Source organism: Ensifer canadensis, from assembly GCF_017488845.2.
In the GTDB taxonomy this organism is placed as follows: Bacteria; Pseudomonadota; Alphaproteobacteria; order Rhizobiales; family Rhizobiaceae; genus Ensifer; species Ensifer canadensis.
Genome location: NZ_CP083371.1, coordinates 1649806 through 1668564, shown reverse-complemented (window position 1 = coordinate 1668564; position 18759 = coordinate 1649806). Strand labels below are relative to the sequence as shown.

Below are 18759 nucleotides of genomic sequence, written 5' to 3'. Positions count from 1 at the left end.
ACCAGGAGCGTTTGCTATGAAATCCACACGTCTGATTCTGCGCACCGCGCTCGTCGCATCGACAATCCTCATGGGCGGGCAGGCCTATGCGAAGACGCTGGTCTACTGCTCGGAGGCGAGCCCCGAGACCTTCAACCCGATGATCGGAACGGCGGATTCGACTATGGATGCCGCGGCCAAGCCGATTTTCAACCGGCTGGTGGAATTCAAGCCGGGGACGACGGAAGTCGGGCCGGCGCTCGCCGAGAGCTGGGATGTGTCCGAAGACGGCAAGGTCTACACCTTCCATCTGCGCCATGGCGTCAAGTTCCACACCAACGCGCAGTTTACGCCGACACGCGAATTCAACGCCGACGACGTGCTCTACACCTTTGACCGCCAGCGCAACGCCGACAATCCGTACCACAAGCTCTCGAACGCCTCATACGAATACTTCAGCGCGCTTGGGCTTGGGCCGTTGATCGAGAAGATCGAAAAGCTGGACGATCATACCGTGCGCTTCACACTGACGTCGGCAAACGTCACCTTCCTGCCCAGCATTGCGCTCGACTACCTCTCCATTCTCTCGCTGGAGCAGACCGAGAAGATGGTCGCAGCCGGCACCCCGGAGCTGATCGACCAGGCGCCCGTCGGCACCGGGCCGTTCATCCTTGAGGCCTATGCGCAGGACAGCCAGATTCGCTATGCGGCCAACAAGGACTATTGGGACGGTGCGCCGAAGATCGATACCCTCGTCTTTGCGATCACACCGGAGCCCACCGTGCGGGTCGCCCGGCTGAAGGCGAACGAGTGCCAGGTGGCGGCGCCACCACCGCCCGGAGCCGTCGCCGATCTCAAGAACGACCCCGAGGTGACGGTCTATAACCTCGAAGGCCAGAATATCGGCGTTCTCGGCTTCAACGTCGAACACAAGCCGCTCGGTGATGCGCGTATCCGCCTGGCGCTCGCCAAGGCGGTCAACCGGCAGGCGATCGTGGAAGCCGTGTATCAGGGTGCAGGCAGCGTTGCCGGCAGCGTGGTGCCGCCTGCACAGCTCGGTGCGGCCAAGGACGCGGGCATCGACTACGATCCGGAAGGCGCCAAGGCGCTTTTGAAGGAAGCAGGCCACGAGGGCGACCTGTCGATCGCGCTCTGGGCGATGCCGGTGTCGCGGCCCTACAACCCGAACGCCCGCCGTATGGCAGAGATGATCCAGGCCGACTGGAATGCCATCGGCGTGAAAACCGAGATCGTCAGCTTCGAGTGGGCCGAGTATCTGACCCGCACCGCCAAGGGCGAGCATGACGCCTTCCTGCTCGGCGGCAGCAGCGACAACGGTGATCCGGATAATATGCTGAGCTATCTGCTTAGCTGCGACGGCGTGAAGGGCGGCTCCAACCGGGCGCGCTGGTGCAACGCCGACTTTGAAAAGTTGCTTCAGGATGCGCGCGTCGCCGCCGATCCCAAGGAACGGGCAGCGCTTTACGGCAAGGCGCAGGCCATCCTCAAGGCGGAAGTGCCTGTTGCGCCGATCGCCCATTCCGTCGTGTCGATCCCTGTGCGCAAGAGCGTGAAAAATTACGTTCTCGACGCCTTCGGCCGTCAGAACTTCGCCAACGTCGATATCGCGGAGTAAGCCGGATGGACGAGATGACAATGAGCGGCGGCGTCACGCTTGCCGATCTAAGCCGACTGCTTCAAGGCTACATCAACGATGGTGCCGTCGGCGCCTCCCTGGCCTTTTCACAGGGCGATGGCGAGACCGTCACCTTGACCTCGGGACTTTCCGACCGGGCGCGGGGGATACCGGTTTCGCCAACGCAACTGTTCAAGATCGGCAGCTGCACCAAGACGTTTACCGTTGCCGCCCTGATGAAGCTGGCGGAAAGCGGTGTGGTGGAGCTTGGCGCGCCGATCTCGCACTGGTTCCCGGACCTTCCCGGTGCCGCTGCCATTTCGGTGCGCCAACTCGTCAACCATCGCGGCGGGTTGCCGGAATTCGAGTACGACATACCGATGACCCCGGACCGCATCTGGACGCCGGCCGAACTCGTCGATCTCGCGTTTCGGGTCGGCACTCAGTCGGCGCCCGGCGGTCCGGCCGTCTACAACAACACCGGCTATGTGCTTGCCGGCATGTTGATCGAAGAGGTCACCGGAAAGTCGCTCGGCGATTATGTCCGCCATCAGGTGCTCGAACCGCTCGGGCTCGAAAACACCTGGTCGCCTTCGACCGAGAGCTTCCCGGAAGAGCGCATGGTGCGCGGCTACTACCACCGACCGCCACCGGCTGCGGATGCAGGGGCGGGCATCGCTGCCGGAGCCGAGATGTGGCGCATGGACGGCGTCCTGCCCTATTCCGACGCGCTGCAGGATTCATCGGATTCGTTTCCGTTCACGGCGGCCTATGGCTGCGGCGACATGGTCTCGACGCCCGGCGACATGATCGCCTTCATTCGGGCGCTGTTTGGCGGCAAGTTGCTGGCGGACGGAATGTTCCGGGAGATGAGCGAAAGCCGTGTCGCCGTTAGCTTTCCCGGTACGCGGATGCGCGAGACCGGGGCGGGGCTGTTCCAGAGCAGCTACGCGGATCGGCTCGTCTATGGCCACCAGGGCAGCATCCCCGGCTATGTTACCGTGATGCAGCACGAGCCGAAATCGGGTCTGACAATCGCCATGACCAGCAATGTGGGCTCGGGCTACCGGATGTCCTTTTACGCCAGCGGTCTGCATCAAGTGCTCGATCAGGCAATCGGCATCATCATGGACAGCTAAGCCCGCTGGCGATCACGTCTCGAAATCAGCTCGACCGCCCGTTCGGGCGGTCGAGCGTTTTGACAGCATTGTTATGAAATGAGGACGTCGACCTTTTCGAAGGTCCGGACGTCGATCAGCCCCTTGTCGGAGATGCGCAGTTCGGGAATGACGACGAGCGCCAGCAGCGAATGCTGCATGTAGGCGTTGTTCAGCCGGCAGCCGCAGACGCGCATCGCTTCGACTAGTGCCGCGGCCTTGTCCGCCACGATCTCGGCACGCTGATCCGACATCAGCCCCGCGACCGGCAGTTCAACCAGTGCAAGCTCCTTGCCGTGCTTGATCACCACGATGCCGCCGCCGACCTCGTGCAGCCGGTTCGCGGCTTTCGCCATGTCGTCCTTGTTGGTGCCGACGACGATCATGTGGTGGCTGTCGTGGGCCACGGTGCTTGCAACCGCGCAATCGCTGTCATAGCCGAAGCCGGAGACGAAGGCATTGACGACGTCGCCGGTGCCGCGATGACGCTCCACCAGCGCGATCTGGCAGACGTCCTGGGCGCGATCCATCTCGATGATGCCGCCCGCCGCCGAAAGCTCGGCTTCAAGCGCACGCGTCGGCGCCTGGTTCTCGACGACGCCGATCACCCGGACCCGCGCGCGGGTCGCGGTGCTGTTAAGCCCGATGTCGAAATCTCCGGCCTTGAGCGTCTTGCCGAGGTGGACGGTGTTGCGGGCGCTTTCCGGATAAACGAAGGGCGGGATATCGCGCACCAAGGCGCCGGAATCTGCCAGCAGTTCGCCGCGGGCAAACACCATCTCGATCGGCAGGGCAGCAAGGTCCGACGTGATGATCAGGTCGGCCCGTCGTCCTGGTGCGATCGAGCCGAGTTCCCGCTCGACGCCGAAATGCTGGGCGGTGTTGAGCGTGGCCATCTGGATGGCGGTGATCGGCTTCAGCCCTTGGGCGATGGCGTGGCGAACCACCCGGTTCATGTGGCCGTCGTGGACCAGCGTGCCGGAGTGGCTGTCGTCGGTGCAGAGCAGGAAGTTGCGCGGATCGACGCCGGCTTCAGTGATCGCCTTGACCTGGGCGGCAACGTCGAACCAGGCTGAGCCGAGCCGCAACATCGCACGCATGCCCTGTCTGACGCGGGCAATCGCGTCCTCGACGGTCGTTCCTTCATGATCGTCGGCCGGGCCGCCAGCGGCGTAGGCGTGAAACTCCCGGCCGAGATGCGGCGAAGCATAGTGTCCGCCGACGGTCAGCCGCGCATCCTGGGTTGCCGCGATTTCTGCGACCATCTTGGGATCGTTAAAGGCGACACCAGGAAAGTTCATCATCTCGCCAAGCCCGATGATGTTCGGCCAGCTCAACGCTTCGGCCACGTCCGTGGCCGAGAGTTCAGCACCCGCCGTCTCGAGCCCGGGCGCGCTCGGCACGCAGCTCGGCACCTGCACGTAGACATTGATCGGCAGGCTTTGCGCCTCGTCGTTCATCAGCCGCACGCCGGCCAGGCCGAGCACGTTGGCGATCTCGTGCGGGTCGATGAACATCGTCGTCGTGCCGTGCGGGATGACGGCGCGCGCAAATTCGGTGACGGTGACGAGACCGCTTTCGACATGCATATGCGCGTCGCAGAGCCCCGGCACGAGATAACGCCCGGCAGCGTCGACGACCTTGGTGCCTTCACCGATCGTATGGCTGGCGTCTGCCCCGACATAGGCGAAGCGGCCGGCTTTGACCGCGATGTCGGTGTGCGGAATGATCTCGCCGGAATAGACGTTGACCCATTTGCCGTTGCGGATGACGAGGTCCGCCGGCGCACGGCCCATGGCGACGTCGACGAGCTCGGGTGCGGTCCTCGACCAGGATTGGAGCATGACAGTTTCCTTCAATGGAGACGATGTCGGCGCCCCCTTTGACGTCTGAGTAAAAAGGAGGCGCCGACAGGTTTACTGGGTCTGGGCGATGAGCGCTGCCGCCAAGAGGGCGACGAACCACATGACCGGTTTTACATCGCCCGCCCGCCCGCAGACCAGCTTGATCAGCACATAGGCAATGATTGCGAGCGACAGCCCGAGCGTGATCGAGAATGTCAGCGGGATCAGCACGATGGCAAGGAACGCCGGGATCGCTTCGTCGATGTCGGTCCAGCGGATCTTGCTCATCGGCTCGGACATGAAGAGGCCGGTGAGGATCAGAACGGGCGCGGTTGCCACGGCCGGAACGAGCGACAACAGCGGCGACAGGAACAGGAACGGCACGAACAGCAGGCCGGCGACAAGGGCGACAAGCCCGGTACGGCCGCCCTGCGCAATGCCAGCGCCCGATTCCAGATAGACGGTGGCGGGGCTGGTGCCGAGCGGTGCGGAGATCAGCGCAGCGACGGCGTCGACATGCATGGATTGCTTGATGTTGCGCGGCAATCCCTGCTCGTCCTTGAGGTCAGCCGCTTCGGCAAGGCCGAGGAAGGTCGAGAGTGCCTCGATGAAATTGGTGAACAGGAAGACGAAGATGAACGGCAGGTAGATCAGGCTCAAGGCGCCGACGAGGTCGATCTGGCCGATGAAGCTGAAATCCGGTGCCGCGGAAAAGCCGCTCCAATTGACCAGTGTATGCACATCAGGCCTATCCGGCGAAAACGCGCTGCCGTCGCCCCACCAGCGGCCGATCGGGATGGAGAGGATGGTGGTGAGGATCATGCCGGCCATCATCGCGCCGGGAACTTTGCGGACCACCAGCGCGACCGTCAGGATGAAGCCGGCAATGAAGGTGAGGGTTACGGGGTTGAACGTCGTCAGCCCGACGATCGTATCCGGATTGGCGATGATGAACTTGGCATTCTCGAAGCCGATCAGTGCGATGAACAGACCGATGCCGCAGGCGATGCCATAACGCAGGTCGACCGGGATCGCCTCGATGATCGTCTGGCGCAGGTTGAAGAAGGCCATGACGGTGAAGAGCACGCCGGCCCAGAAGACGCAGCCCAGCGCGATTTCCAGCGGTACCTTGGCGCCGACAACCATCGTATAGGCAAACAGCGCATTGATGCCCATGCCCGGCGCCACCAGGATCGGGCTTCGCGCATAGAGCCCCATGGCGCAGCTGCCGATGAAGCTGACGAGTACGGTCGCCGTTACGCCGGCCGAAAACGGAATGCCGGCGTGGGACAGGATCGAAGGGTTGACGACGATCACGTAGGAGGCGGCGAGAAAGGTGGTCAGCCCGGCGAGGATTTCGGTTCGAATGGTCGAGCCGAATTTGGAAATCTGGAAGTAGCGGTCAAGCAGGCTGGCGAGCCAGGAGGCTTGTGCCTGGCCTGACGCCGGCTCAACGCCCTTGGGTTGGTAGTTCATTTTGTTCCCCTTTTTTTGAAATGAGGAAGGGGCCGGCGATGCCGACCCCTTCCAAGGCTTTACTCTGCTGCTGCGGCGCGCGCTTCCTCGCCGCCGTTCCCGGCGAGCGGCGAGATCACCTTGAGCCGGACGCAATCGACGACCCCGAGATCGGTGATGGCATATTCCGGGATCGCGGTGATTTGAAGCACGAACATGTACATGAACGGCCATGGCAGGGTGCAGCCGAGCCCGCGCGCCGCATCGTCCAGTTCCTCCTCCAGCGCCGCCATTTCCGATGGTTCGATATCGGAGACGATGCCGCCGATCGGCAGATGCAGGAAGGAGACGACCTTGCCGTCCTTGACCACCACCTGGCCGCCATGGTTGGCGATCAGGTGGTTGATGGCGACCCGCATGTCTTCCGGGTCGGCGCCGATGCAGATGATGTTGTTGTCGTCGGGCGCGGTCGAACTGGCGATTGCGCCTTCGCGCAATCCGAAGCCGGAGGTGAAGGCGACGGGTCGGTTTTTCGTCTTGCCGTAGCGCTCGACCACGGTGACATATTGGATGTCCTTTGCCGGGTCGGCGAGCACGCATCCGTACTTGACTGGCAGGGTGACATCGCGGCGGGTGCGCACGAAGATCTTTTCCGGCGTGACGGCGATCGCCATGGCAGCGGCGCTGTCGCCGGGGCCGTCATAACGCAGCTTCAGATCGTCGAGTTCGAGCGGCGCGACCTTCATCGAAGTCAATAGCGCGGCGCTGCGCGGCGGCGGCACCAGTTCGATGGCCATGCGGCCGTCACGCGCGACTTCCTCACCCTTGGCGATGACGGCATCGATCCTGAACTCGCGCAGGTCGTTGACGAGCAGGATGTCGGCGGCGCGACCCGGCGAGATTGAGCCGACCTTGTCGTCGATGCGAAGGGCATCGGCGCCGTTGATCGTTGCCATCTGGATCGCCGCCATCGGCGAGATTCCCATGGCGATCGCCATGCGCACCATATTGTCGAGATGGCCGCGCTTGAGAATGTCGCTGGCAACGACGTCATCGGTGCAGAAGCTGATGCGGCGCAAGGCCTTGACGCCCATTTCGGTGACGATGCGCAGATTGTCGGAGAGGAAGTGGGAGATCGAGGATTCGCGCACGACGACATGCATGCCGGCCCTGAGCTTTTCGAGCATTTCCTCCGGCGAATAGCTTTCGTGGTCGGCGCGCACGCCGGACTGCTGGTAGCCGTTGAGGCGCGCTCCGCGCGTCATCGGGCAGCAGCCGAGCACCGGGAGCCGGCTCTTTTCGGCAAGCTCGAGCGCCGCCAGCACGTCGGGGTCTTCCTCCTGGATGAACTCGCGCACGGTTTCCCAAATGCCGACGCATTCCGGCCAGTGATGGGTGGCCTGGTGATCGGCAGGACTGAAATAGTGCCCGACGGTCGAACGCGGCATGGTGTACGGCGTCTTGCAGGGCGCGCCCCAGAAGACCTTGAGTGGTGTCTGCTTGGCCTCGTCGAGGAATTCACGCGCCGCCGCCGGCCCGCCGACGACGATGATCTGGTCAAGCCCGGTGACGATCGACGTGGTGCCGAGCGGGACGACCGCCTTGGCGAAGCTCGTTAGCGACATCTTCGAGCATTCGACATGCAGATGGCCGTCGATCATGCCGGGCGCCAGGTATTTGCCCGTGGCGTCGACGATCTTCGTTTCCGGCCCGACATAAACGGAGATGTCGCCGACGGCGATGATCCGCTCGCCGTAGATCGCGACATCGGCCTGGTAAATTTCTTCCGATACGACGTTGACGAGCCTGCCGCCGCGGATCGCCAAAGTGGCCTTGTTGCCGGTGCCCGAGGCTGCCCGGATGAATTCTCTGATATTGCTCACTGAAACCTCTCCCTTAGCGTCGCCGAATATTCCCAGTTTGGTTTCGTTTGTACAATGGGCCGAAATGGCGTATTTATCGGACATATCGTACAGGATTTTGGACGAAAAATGGATCTCTCGCTTCTCGACTGCTTCGTGAAAGTTGCCGATTCCCGTTCGATTTCAGCGGCTTCCCGCCTGCATCGGCTGCCGAAATCGACCCTCAGCCACAAGATCCGGCAGCTGGAGGACGAGTTCGGCATCGAACTCTTCGTGCGCGAGGGGCATCAGCTGCATGTGACCGACGCCGGAGCGGAGTTCCTGCGTTATGCCCGGCTCATCCAGTCGAATTGCGAGGATGCGGCAACGGCGATGGCCGAGATGCGGCAGGAGGTAGCGGGCACGCTGCGCGTCGGCTCGACCGGCGAATTCGGCACGACGATCACATCCGAACTGCTCTACGCATTTCGCCAGCAATATCCGCAGGTCAATCTCGACGTCGTTTTTCTGAGCTCGCGGCAACCGTTCTCCGAGGTCACCGAGCAGGCGCTCGACGGCATCTTTCACTGGGGCGAACCATCAGATGTCGACTACATCAGTCGCCGGCTCTCGGTCTCATCTTACGGTCTCGTTGCGAGCCCCGAATACATCGCCCGGCACGGCGCACCGCTTAAGCCCGACGACCTCGCCGGCCATCGCGGGCTCGTCTTTCGCCAGCAGACACGCCTGCAATCCTGGTATCTGACGCGCGACGGCGATGCCGAGATCGATCTGCTGCCGGCGGCAACCTGCACCACCAACGACTATTGGACGATCAAGTATTTCGCGGTTGCCGGCGAGGGCATCGCCTATCTGCCGGAATTCTTCGTGGAGACGGAGCGGCAAGCGGGATTGCTTCAGCCTGTTCTGGCCGAATGGAGTTCGCCGAAAACGGCGATCAACCTGATCTATTCGCGCCGGCGGCACGTGTCGAAGCGCTTCAGGGCCTTTGTCGAATTCTGCATCGACTTTTATCGCGACCGGGAGCGCACAGGCATTCCGCGCTACTACGTGGAGAAAGTCAGCATGCCGTCGAATGGTGCGATCCGCTGACGCGGCGTCCGCAATCGATCAGCCGGCGGCTCTCAAAGCCAAGTCAACATAGGCGGCCACATGCTTTGCCGCGATATCGGACAGGCAATGCATCTTGATGTGGCGGCGCGCCTTGCCTTGACCCATCAGCACGCCATGCGCGTCCGGTAGCGCGGCGCCCTCGCTGAATTCCAGGGTGACATGGGCCGAATACGGAAATATGCCGCAGAACGGTCGCGCGGCGGAAAACAGCAAGCCGCCATATTTGATCTCTTCCGAAATGCCCGCCCCGGACGCCAATGCGATCTCGCGCAGCCGCGAAACAATCGCGAACTGTGTGTCGCCGCGGTCGCGAATATCGGCGAGGAAGGCTTCAATGCGCTTGTCCATAATGGCTCGCTTACGACTCGTTGCAGAATTCTGAACGCACCAATATCACGCGACGTGCGCCGACTATGCTCACGCGATGAGGTGTTTGGGCAGGACGATCCTGGCGGACAATCCACCCCCGACCTTGTTTCGCAAAACCAACGCGGCGCCCGCGTGATCGAGCGCGAGTTCGGCAATGCTGAGGCCGAGGCCGCTGCCGATCGCGGCCCTGAAGCGTCCGCGGAAGAAACGCTCGGTGACGTGGGGCATCTCCTCCGGCGGAATGCCCGGGCCATCGTCATCGATCGCAATCGTGGTCGTTCCGTCGTCGCTTTCAAGCCAGCAGAGGATCATTCCGCTGGCCGGCGAGTGATGGAGCGCATTTTCCATCAGATTGCGGGCGGCAAGTCGCAGCAGATCCGGATTGGTCCTGACCTGCAGCTTGCAAAGACTGGGATCGACGACAACCGTCGCGGCACTGCCGGCATGGCCAAGCAGTTCGCTCCTGAGCGAAACCAGCATCTCGCCGGGATTGACCTCGGCCACGGTGCGCGCCTTTTCCGACGCTTCGACCGACGCGATGTCGAGCAACTGCCGGACGAGCCGTCCGGTGCGGTCAACACCAGCAACAATCTGGCCGAGAGCCTTTTCGCGGATTTCGGCATCGTTGCTCGCCAGCGCCACCTGGGCCTGGGTTTTCAGCCCGGCAAGCGGCGTTCTAAGTTCATGGGCGGCAAAGGCGATAAAATTCTGCTCGCGCTGACGTGCGCCGGCGACGCGGCCGAAGAGACCGTTCAATGCGCGAAGCACGGGACTGATCTCGCTCGGTGTTGCGGTCTCCTTGATCGGGTGCAGGTCCGAGGCGTCGCGGGCGGCAAGATCGCCCGCCAGTTTTCTGAGCGGTGCCAGACCACGCCCGACGCTCAGCCAGATCAGGGTCGCCAGCAGCGGTATGATCAGGAGGGCCGGAAAGAGCAGGCCTTTGACGACGTCGTTGACCAGCCTGTCGCGGATGCGCAGGTTGTCGCCGACGAGCACGCGCACGCCAAGCTCGGCATTCTCGACCGCGTAGACCCGCCAGGTTTCGCCATTGATCACCGTCTCGGAAAGGCCGGTCGCATGCGCCGACAGCGTCGTCTCCGGCGCGCTTTCCGACTTGCCGATCAGGGTGCCGTCCAGCGACCAGATCTGGCAAGAAAGCTGCCGGTCGTAATGCGGGTGCTCGAGCACCGGGATCTTTGCCTTCGTCTGCGCCGGCTTATCCGGGTCGATCTCCTGGTTGACCACAAGCGAGCTGACCATCTTCGCCGCCTCCATCAGTCGGGCGTCGAGCACCTGCTCGACCTCGGCGCGGGTGCTGAAGAAGATCCATAGGGTGGCCGAAAGCCACATGAGCCCGGTGGTGACGAGCAATATGAAGAAGAGGCGTGCGCGGATCGATCGCATCAGATGTTGCTGCCGAGCCGGTAGCCGATGCCCCTGACGGTTTCGATCAGGCTTGAGCCGAGCTTGCTGCGCAGGTGATGGATATGCACCTCGACCGCGTTGCTTTCGACCTCTTCCTGCCAGCCGTAAAGCTTGTCCTCCAGCATCGCCTTCGAAAAGATCGCGCCCGGCTGCGACATCAGCGCATGCAGGATGGAATATTCCCGACGCGAGAGCCGGACCGGCGCGCCTGCCTTTTCCACCGATTGCCGGGCTGGATCGAGCCGGATCGTCGACCATTCGATGAAGGCGGTCGATCGACCGGCGGATCGGCGCGCGAGCGCGCGCAACCGTGCTGCCACCTCATCGAGGTCAAAGGGTTTACCGAGATAGTCGTCGGCGCCCATGTCCAGCCCGCTGACGCGATCGGCGACCGTGTCGCGGGCGGTCAAGAGCAGCACCGGCGTGTCGTTGCGTGCGTCGCGCAGTTTTTTCAGCACGTCCGCACCGGAGCCGTCCGGCAGCATGAGATCAAGGACGACGGCGTCGAACTTGCCTGCGGCCAGCGCCGCGTCGGCGCTCTCCCGGGTGGCGACGGCATCGGTGGTAAAACCGGCGAGCGCCAAACCGACCTTCAGCCCGTCGCGCAAAATGTCATCGTCTTCGACAATCAGTACCCGCACTTAGGTCTCCACGAATTAACCGACGGCGGTTGTTTAGCACCTCCCTTAAGGCAGCCTTAAGGTAGCGCATTCCTTTGGGCGTCATCGTAACAAGCCCCGAGTCGATGAATGTCCGATATAGATGAACTGAACCCGTTACCATCAGCCAGAACCTATTTGCGATCCGGCGGCTCGCTGACGCGCCGCAGCCTTTTCGTTGGCGCGACGGCCATCCTGCTTTCAGGTTGTGCAGCAACCGCGCGCCCGACACCGAAGCCGACGGTGGTCGAGATGACGCCGCCGCTCAAGGGCACCGTTCCGCCGATGTACGACGCGATGCCGGATGAGCAATTTCCCATTCCCGCGGTCGATGTCTCCCAGGTCGATCCGAAGTTCTGGCGCCAGGAAGTCGACTATCCGACACAGGAGCGGCCGGGCACGATCATCGTCGATACGCCGGCGAAACACCTCTACCACGTGTTGCCCGGCCAGCGCGCCATGCGCTATGGCATCGGTGTCGGCCGCGAGGGTTTTGCCTGGTCCGGGCGGGCGGTGGTCGCCTATAAACGGAAATGGCCGCGCTGGACGCCGCCCGACGAAATGGTGGCGCGGCAGCCGAGGCTCGAGCCCTACAGCATCAAGAACGGCGGCATGGGGCCGGGCCTGAAGAACCCTTTGGGCGCGCGGGCGCTCTATATCCATAAGGACGGCAAGGACACGCTCTACCGCATCCATGGCAGTCCCGAGGCACGGTCGATCGGCAAGGCCGTCTCGTCCGGGTGCATCCGCATGCTCAACCAGGATGTGGTCTATCTGCACGCTCAGGTCCGAGACGGTAGCCCGATCGTCGTCATTCCCGATCCGTCGAAGGCGCATCTCGCCACGAGCTGATCGCGGCTTGTCCGGTCGGTCAATATCGACCGATCAGGGAACATGCATGTCTCTGGCCCGGGCAGGGCCAGAGCGTGGCGGCGCCAATGATGCGAGGTCAGTGGCTCGCAGGTCTCAGTCGTCCCCAGATCGGCGCGACGATGTTGCCCATGACGGCGATGGTTGCAGCGCCGACGACGATCGCCAGCAGGGCCTGCTGCGCCGACGTGGCAATCCAGCCGATCAGACCCGGGGCAACTGGGAGCGCGTGGACCACGGCTTCGGAGATGTCGTGGATGATGTGTTCCGGGCCGGCATATCCCATCTGGGCAAGGCCGTGGACGAGAATGCTGCCGCCGACCCAGAGCATCGCCGCAGTGCCGATGGCGGCGAGAACCTTCAGAAAGATCGGCATGCCGACGACCAGGCCGCGGCCGATGGCGCGTAGCGCCGATACGGAGGTCTTGGCCAGCGCGACGCCCGCATCGTCGGCTTTGACGATCAGGCCGACGACGCCATAGACGGCAAGCGTAATGGCGATGCCGACCGCGGCAAGCACCACGCCCTGCATATAGATGCTGGCATCGGCGACGGTTGAGAGCGTGAGCGCCATGATCTCGGCCGACAGGATGAAATCGGTGCGCACGGCGCCGGCGACCTTCTCGTTTTCAAGCGCGACGGGATCGGTCTTTTCTCCGAGCACGGCGGTTTCGTGCTCATGGGCCGCGTGCGGAAAGAAGACGCCATAAAGTTTCTCGGCGCCCTCGTAGCAGAGGTAGATGCCGCCCAGCATCAACAGCGGGGTGATCGCCCAGGGGGCGAAGTAGCCGAGCAGCAGTGCACCGGGCAACAGGAACAGGATCTTGTTCTTGAGCGAGCCGAGCGCAATGCGGCCGATGATCGGCAGTTCGCGTTCCGGTGTCAGCCCGACGACGTAGCGCGGCGTCACGGCTGCGTCGTCGATGACCACGCCTGCTGCTTTTGCGCCGGCCTTTGCGGTCTGTGCGGCGACGTCGTCAAGCGAGGCGGCCGCCATTTTGGCGATGGCGGCAACGTCGTCGAGCAGGGCGATGAGACCAGTAGCCATTGAACGCGAACCCTTTGCGCTGAAATTCCATGGGGCGGGTGCTCCAGGATTCGGCAGTAACCACCGCCGCGTGCCGAGTCAACGACATGCAAATTCTCTGGCGAGCGGACACCATAACGTGAGGCGAAAAGTGGCTCGTTTCGGTTGACGTAGGTCCGCTTTCGATTTACGACTGACGAAATATGAAAATCGTCAGTCGTAAATCGAAAGCGGACTTACATGGATGACAGCATCGACAGCCAGCTGGACGCGACGCGTCAGGAAAACGTCTCGCGGATCCTGGATGCGGCCGAGCGGCTGTTTCGGCATTTCGGCTATTCGAAGACCAATGTGGCCGACATCGCCCGCGATCTCGGCATGTCGCCCGCCAATATCTACCGTTTCTTCGCTTCGAAGGCGGAGATCCATCAGGCGATCTGCGGCCGCATGCTGGCTGCCAGCTATCAGCAGGCTCAGGACATCTGCCGGCAGTCGCTGAGCGCGACCGAGCGCTTGCGGCAATATATCCGCGCGCAGCATCAAATGACGGTGGAGGTCATGCTCGACGACCAGAAGGTGCACGAGATGGTCGTCATCGCGATGGAACGCGACTGGCACGTGATCGACAAGCACATCGATCGTCTGCACGCCCTTGTCGCCGATGTGATCCGCGAAGGCATTCTCGCGGGCGAATTCCCCGAACAGGACGCCGACGCGGCCTCCAGATGTTTCGGCGCCGCGACCGTGATCCTCTGCCACCCGCAGATGGTGGCTCAATGTCTCTCGAAGGAAAATCGGGCGACGCCGGATGAACTGATCGAATTTGCGATCAAGGCACTGAAAAACTGACCAGGCCGGGTAGCGGCCCCCGATGTGTACCGTGTGGCTGATGCCGCCGAGGAGTGCGGAAATGTCTATGCCCGTTCAAACCCGTAGCCGTTTCGCGTTGAGCGCAAGGATGGCTCTTCTTGCCGCGATGTCCCTGGTGCTGGCAGCCTGCTCGCAGGAGCAGGAGGAAGCCAAGCCGGTCGTGCGGCCGGTCAAGGTGGTCGAAATCAGCGATGCCGGACAAGCGCGGCAGATGAACTATTCCGGTGTGGTGCGTGCCCGAACGGAAATGAACCTCGGCTTTCGCATCAACGGCAAGATCACCGAGCGCCTGGTGAATGTCGGCGACCGGGTGAAGTCCGGCGATCCGCTCGCCCGCATCGATGCGACGGACTATGATCTTTCAGTCAAGAGTGCGGCCGCGAACCTTGAGGCCGCCGAGCGCCAGGTCGAGACGACCGCATTGGTTCGCGCACGCGCCGAACAACTCTTTGCCCGGAAAGTCGCCTCCCAGGCGCAGCTCGACCAGGCAACACTCAGCCATAACCAGGCCGTGGCAACGCGCGATGCCGCAAGCTCGGCGCTGTCCCAGGCGAAGAACCAGGTGACCTATACCGAACTGGTTGCTGACCGTAGCGGCATCGTCGCTGCAATTGCTGCCGATGTCGGACAGGTGGTCGGCTCCGGCACGCCTGTCGCCACCGTCGCCGTCGACGGCGAGAAGGAAGTGCTCATCGCCGTCCCGGAAGTCGATGTCGCCAATTTCAAACCGGGCATGGCGGTAAAGGCCGGCTTCTGGTCCGATCAGGGCCTGATCCTCGACGGCAAGGTGCGCGAGGTCGCGGGCAGTGCCGAACAGCCGTCGCGAACTTTTGCCGTGCGCGTCAGTCTGCCCAACGATCCGCGCATTCTGCTCGGCATGACCGCAACCATCCTGGCTTCGGCTGATGACGCCGAGCGCCACATGTCCGTGCCCTTGAGCGCTTTGGCTCAGAAGGACGGTGAAACAACGGTGTGGGTCGTCGACCGTGACAGCGAGACCGTGAAGAGCAGGACGATCACCGTTGCCGACTTTACCGGCGAGGGCGTGCGCGTGGTCGACGGGCTGAAGCGCGGCGATCTGATCGTTGCCGCCGGCACGCAGTTCATGACCGAAGACCTGAAGGTTGCGATATCGGGCGATATCGCCCGCCAGTCCGCCGCGACCGACAAGACCGCAGCCGCCGAAATCGTGCGCTGAACCAACCCAACCGCGGAATGATGCCGATGTCCCTACCGTCAGAAGAAAAACGGCCTTTCAATCTTTCGCGCTGGGCGATCGCCCATCCCAGTATCGCGCGGTTCCTGTTCGGCCTGATCATCATCACCGGCGCGCTCGGTTTGATGCGGATGGGGCAGAAGGAAGATCCGGACTTCACCTTCCGCGTCATGGTCGTGCAGGCTTTCTGGCCGGGCGCCTCGATCCAGGAGATGGAGGATCAGGTCGTCAACAAGATCGAGCGCAAGCTGCAGGAAACCCCGCATCTCGATTTCGTGCGCTCCTATACCCGCGCCGGAAGCGCGATCATCACCCTGCAGGTCGAGGGTGACACGAATGCCCAGCAGGTGGCCGACGCGTTCTATCAGGTCCGCAAGAAAGTCGGTGATATCGCCAGTGAGCTGCCGGAAGGGCTGCACGGGCCCTATTTCAACGACGAGTTCGGCGACACCTTCATCACGCTGCATTCATTGAGCGGCGACGGTTACAGCTATCCCGAACTGAAGAAGTTCGCGATCCAGGCGCGCGACATGCTGCTGACGACACCCGGCGTCGAGAAGGCGGTGATCCTCGGCGATCAACCCGAAAAGATCTATATCGACGTTTCTTCCAAGGTGTTGGCTGCGCGCGGGCTGACGCTCAACGACCTCAGGAATACCATCGCCGGTCAGAACAATGTCGATCCCGCAGGTTCGGTCGATACCGGTTCGCGCTCCGTGCGCATTTCCGTCGAGGGCGGCCTCGACAAGGTCGAGGATCTGCGCAACCTCAGCCTGACGGCCGGTGGGCAGGTCACCCGCCTCGGCGATATCGCCACCGTCTCCTCGGGGCTGGAGGATCCCTATTCTCGCAAGTTCCGCTTCAACGGTCAGGACAGCGTGCAGATCGGCGTGGTGATGGCCAAGGGCTTCAAGGTGACCGATGTCGGTACGGCCGTCGAAGAGACCTATCAGCGTTTCGAGGCGGCATTGCCCTATGGCATGGTCGTCGATCAGATCTCCAACCAGCCGGAAGTGGTCACGGAAGCCGTCGGCGAATTCATGAAGGCGCTCGGCGAGGCGCTGGTGATTGTGCTTGTTGTCTCGTTCCTGTCGATCGGCTGGCGCTCCGGCCTGGTGATCGCCATCACCATTCCGCTGGTGCTGGCGGCGACCTTTGCCATCATGTACGAGCTTGGCATTGACCTGCAGCGCATCTCGCTCGGGGCGCTGATCATCGCTCTCGGGCTCCTGGTCGATGACGCGATGATTGTTGTCGAGATGATGGAGCGCAAGCTGGAGGAGGGGCTGGTCAAGGTCGAGGCAGCAAGCTTCGCCTATTCTTCGACGGCCTTCCCGATGCTAACGGGCACGCTGATTACCACCGCCGGCTTCATCCCGGTCGGTTTTGCCGCCTCGACGGCGGGCGAATATGTCCGCTCGCTGTTCTACGTCGTCGGCATCGCGCTGGTGGTCTCGTGGTTCGTCGCCGTCTACTTCACGCCCTGGCTCGGCAACATGATCCTGAAGCAGCGCTCCCATGCCGGCGGCCATCACGATGTCTTCGACACTCGTTTTTATCGGCGGCTGCGCTCGACGGTCTCCTGGGCGGTTCACCATCGCATCATCGTGCTGTCGATGATGCTTGTCGCCTTCTTCGTCAGCCTGTGGGCGTTCCAGTTCATACCCAAGAACTTCTTCCCGCAATCCTCCCGTCCGGAAATCCTCGTCGATCTCTGGCTGCCGGAAGGCACCAGCATCAAGCAAGTCGAAAGTGAGGCCAAGGCGCTCGAAGCGCGGATGATCGACGATGCGGACAAACGCTTCATCGCGACCTATATCGGCGAGGGCGCGCCGCGCTTCTTCCTGCCGCTTGACCAGCAATTGCGCAATCCGAATTTCGCCCAGCTCCTCGTGATGGCCAATGACGAGCCGGCACGCGAACGGCTGATCGTCAAGCTGCGCAAGATCCTTGCCGAGGATTTCCCGTCGATCCGCTCCAAGGTCGATCGCCTCTTCCTCGGCCCGCCGACCGGCTGGCCGGTGCAGATGCGCGTCATGGGTCCGGACCGCCAGGAGGTGCGCCGCATCGCCGACCAGGTGAAGGCGAAGTTTGCCGAAAACCCGCAGCTTGGTGCCGTGCACGACGATTGGCTGGAGCCGGTGACGGCAATGAAGCTGGTTATCGACCAGGATCGCGCCCGTGCGCTCGGCGTCACCTCGCAGCGCGTCCGGCAGATGCTGCAGGCCACCATGTCCGGCGTGCCGCTCGACAACTTCCGTGATGGCGAGGAGACGGTCTCGATCGTCGCCCGTGAGCCGGATGCGACCCGTGCGCTGCTCTCGTCGGTGGAATCCGTCTACATCCCGACCGATTTCGGCAGCTTCGTTCCGTTGTCTCAGGTGGCCAAGGTCGTGCCCGTGCTCGAGCAAGGCATCGAATGGCGCAGGGACCGGCTGCCGACGATTACCGTTCGCGGCACCTTGCCCGACGGCGTGCAGCCGAACGATGTGGCGTTGAAGATGTATGGCGACATGCAGACGCTGCGCGATGGTCTTTCGCCCGGATACAGCATCAGCATCCAGGGCGGCGCCGAAGACGCGGCCGAAAGCCAGGGTTCGATCGCCGCCAAGGCGCCGATCATGCTGGCGGTCATCGTCGTGCTCTTGATGGTCCAGCTGCAGCATTTCGGCAAGGCGATGCTGGTTCTGGCAACCGGTCCGCTCGGCATAATCGGGGCGGCGGCGGCGCTGCTGATCAGCGGCGCCCCCTTCGGCTTCGTCGCCATCCTCGGGGTTATCGCGTTGCTCGGCATCATCATGCGCAATTCGATCATCCTGGTGGACCAGATCGATCAGGACATTGCCGCGGGCATGGATCGCTCCGAAGCTATCATCGGCTCGGCCGTGCGCAGGTTCCGCCCGATCACGCTGACAGCACTGACCGCGGTTCTGGCGCTGATCCCGATCTCGCGCGGCGTCTTCTGGGGGCCCTTGGCCTATGCGATGATGGGCGGCATCCTTGTCGCCACCGTTCTGACAATTCTGGTGCTGCCGGCCGGTTACGCGCTCTTCTTCGGCCGGGAACCGAAGAAGCAGACATCAGAACCGGAATCCGGTGAAGCGGGCAAGGCCGAGTCTGCGGCGCCGATGATCTATCCGCCTGCGGTTGCTGCCGAGTAGCACTGACCTCCGCCATAGCAGCTACCAGCTCGGCGTCCCCGGAGCGCACTATCGATTGAAGGTGGCCGCGCGATTGTGCGGCCGCCTTTCTCCATAAATCGATGCCGATCTGGAAA

Annotated in this window: 14 protein-coding genes; 7 read left to right on the top strand and 7 right to left on the bottom strand. The window is 62.8% G+C overall.

The window, feature by feature from the left end; translation table 11 throughout:
* Window positions 1-16: 16 nt before the first annotated feature.
* Both J3R84_RS27360 and J3R84_RS27355 read left to right on the top strand, forming a co-directional pair.
* Window positions 17-1615 (top strand): ABC transporter substrate-binding protein, encoded by a 1599-nt coding sequence (locus tag J3R84_RS27360; RefSeq protein ID WP_203528768.1) that lies wholly within the window; start codon window positions 17-19, stop codon window positions 1613-1615.
* Between the two features lie 5 nt (window positions 1616-1620).
* The gene (locus tag J3R84_RS27355) at window positions 1621-2754 is read left to right on the top strand and encodes a serine hydrolase domain-containing protein (RefSeq protein WP_225906401.1); all 1134 of its coding nucleotides are present in this window, start codon (window positions 1621-1623) and stop codon (window positions 2752-2754) included.
* Between the two features lie 71 nt (window positions 2755-2825).
* Here J3R84_RS27355 and ade read toward each other — a convergent pair whose 3' ends face one another.
* From ade to J3R84_RS27340, 3 genes are all read right to left on the bottom strand, one after another.
* Window positions 2826-4616, bottom strand: coding sequence for an adenine deaminase (gene ade / locus J3R84_RS27350; protein ID WP_057207528.1), 1791 nt, complete (start codon window positions 4614-4616; stop codon window positions 2826-2828).
* A gap of 72 nt (window positions 4617-4688) precedes the next feature.
* Window positions 4689-6092, bottom strand: coding sequence for an NCS2 family permease (locus tag J3R84_RS27345; protein ID WP_203528770.1), 1404 nt, complete (start codon window positions 6090-6092; stop codon window positions 4689-4691).
* A 59-nt stretch (window positions 6093-6151) separates the two neighbouring features.
* Complete coding sequence (locus tag J3R84_RS27340; RefSeq protein WP_057207529.1) at window positions 6152-7954, bottom strand: adenine deaminase; 1803 nt, start codon at window positions 7952-7954, stop codon at window positions 6152-6154.
* 108 nt (window positions 7955-8062) lie between these two features.
* On the opposite strand from J3R84_RS27340, the gene J3R84_RS27335 reads away from it, so the two are divergent.
* Window positions 8063-9025: a LysR family transcriptional regulator gene (locus J3R84_RS27335; RefSeq protein ID WP_203528771.1), complete on the top strand. Its 963-nt coding sequence runs from the start codon at window positions 8063-8065 to the stop codon at window positions 9023-9025.
* Window positions 9026-9043: 18 nt separating this feature from the next.
* Here the strand turns inward: J3R84_RS27335 and J3R84_RS27330 are convergent, their stop codons facing one another.
* The 3 genes from J3R84_RS27330 to J3R84_RS27320 form a co-directional block, all read right to left on the bottom strand.
* Complete coding sequence (locus tag J3R84_RS27330; RefSeq protein ID WP_113569678.1) at window positions 9044-9394, bottom strand: DUF1801 domain-containing protein; 351 nt, start codon at window positions 9392-9394, stop codon at window positions 9044-9046.
* Window positions 9395-9463: 69 nt separating this feature from the next.
* On the bottom strand, window positions 9464-10819 hold the full coding sequence (locus J3R84_RS27325) for an ATP-binding protein (RefSeq protein ID WP_203528774.1): 1356 nt from the start codon (window positions 10817-10819) through the stop codon (window positions 9464-9466).
* Window positions 10819-11481, bottom strand: coding sequence for a response regulator (locus tag J3R84_RS27320; protein ID WP_203528776.1), 663 nt, complete (start codon window positions 11479-11481; stop codon window positions 10819-10821). The genes J3R84_RS27325 and J3R84_RS27320 overlap by 1 nt, the downstream gene beginning before the upstream one ends.
* Before the next feature lie 108 nt (window positions 11482-11589).
* Here J3R84_RS27320 and J3R84_RS27315 point away from each other — a divergent pair, with 108 nt between their 5' ends.
* The gene (locus J3R84_RS27315) at window positions 11590-12351 is read left to right on the top strand and encodes a L,D-transpeptidase (RefSeq protein WP_203528778.1); all 762 of its coding nucleotides are present in this window, start codon (window positions 11590-11592) and stop codon (window positions 12349-12351) included.
* A gap of 97 nt (window positions 12352-12448) precedes the next feature.
* On the opposite strand, the gene J3R84_RS27310 is transcribed toward J3R84_RS27315, so the two are convergent.
* Window positions 12449-13417, bottom strand: coding sequence for a DUF808 domain-containing protein (locus tag J3R84_RS27310; RefSeq protein WP_025428335.1), 969 nt, complete (start codon window positions 13415-13417; stop codon window positions 12449-12451).
* A gap of 219 nt (window positions 13418-13636) precedes the next feature.
* On the opposite strand from J3R84_RS27310, the gene J3R84_RS27305 reads away from it, so the two are divergent.
* The 3 genes from J3R84_RS27305 to J3R84_RS27295 all read left to right on the top strand — a co-directional run bounded on the left by J3R84_RS27305 (window position 13637) and on the right by J3R84_RS27295 (window position 18643).
* Window positions 13637-14245, top strand: a complete 609-nt coding sequence (locus J3R84_RS27305; RefSeq protein WP_057212998.1) for a TetR/AcrR family transcriptional regulator — start codon at window positions 13637-13639, stop codon at window positions 14243-14245.
* Window positions 14246-14312: 67 nt separating this feature from the next.
* On the top strand, window positions 14313-15464 hold the full coding sequence (locus J3R84_RS27300) for an efflux RND transporter periplasmic adaptor subunit (protein ID WP_203528824.1): 1152 nt from the start codon (window positions 14313-14315) through the stop codon (window positions 15462-15464).
* 26 nt (window positions 15465-15490) lie between these two features.
* A complete protein-coding gene (locus J3R84_RS27295; protein ID WP_203528780.1) occupies window positions 15491-18643 on the top strand; it encodes an efflux RND transporter permease subunit in 3153 nt (1050 codons plus the stop codon).
* The last annotated feature ends 116 nt before the right edge of the window (window positions 18644-18759 follow it).

What these genes read in the sequence shown, in the direction of transcription:
- ade (WP_057207528.1), bottom strand. Translation starts at nt 4,616, where the DNA reads ATGCTCCAATCCTGGTCGAGGACCGCACCCGAGCTCGTCGACGTCGCC.
- J3R84_RS27300 (WP_203528824.1), top strand. Translation starts at nt 14,313, where the DNA reads ATGCCCGTTCAAACCCGTAGCCGTTTCGCGTTGAGCGCAAGGATGGCT.
- J3R84_RS27335 (WP_203528771.1), top strand. Translation starts at nt 8,063, where the DNA reads ATGGATCTCTCGCTTCTCGACTGCTTCGTGAAAGTTGCCGATTCCCGT.
- J3R84_RS27325 (WP_203528774.1), bottom strand. Translation starts at nt 10,819, where the DNA reads ATGCGATCGATCCGCGCACGCCTCTTCTTCATATTGCTCGTCACCACC.
- J3R84_RS27355 (WP_225906401.1), top strand. Translation starts at nt 1,621, where the DNA reads ATGGACGAGATGACAATGAGCGGCGGCGTCACGCTTGCCGATCTAAGC.
- J3R84_RS27295 (WP_203528780.1), top strand. Translation starts at nt 15,491, where the DNA reads ATGTCCCTACCGTCAGAAGAAAAACGGCCTTTCAATCTTTCGCGCTGG.
- J3R84_RS27315 (WP_203528778.1), top strand. Translation starts at nt 11,590, where the DNA reads ATGTCCGATATAGATGAACTGAACCCGTTACCATCAGCCAGAACCTAT.
- J3R84_RS27345 (WP_203528770.1), bottom strand. Translation starts at nt 6,092, where the DNA reads ATGAACTACCAACCCAAGGGCGTTGAGCCGGCGTCAGGCCAGGCACAA.
- J3R84_RS27360 (WP_203528768.1), top strand. Translation starts at nt 17, where the DNA reads ATGAAATCCACACGTCTGATTCTGCGCACCGCGCTCGTCGCATCGACA.
- J3R84_RS27330 (WP_113569678.1), bottom strand. Translation starts at nt 9,394, where the DNA reads ATGGACAAGCGCATTGAAGCCTTCCTCGCCGATATTCGCGACCGCGGC.
- J3R84_RS27305 (WP_057212998.1), top strand. Translation starts at nt 13,637, where the DNA reads ATGGATGACAGCATCGACAGCCAGCTGGACGCGACGCGTCAGGAAAAC.
- J3R84_RS27310 (WP_025428335.1), bottom strand. Translation starts at nt 13,417, where the DNA reads ATGGCTACTGGTCTCATCGCCCTGCTCGACGACGTTGCCGCCATCGCC.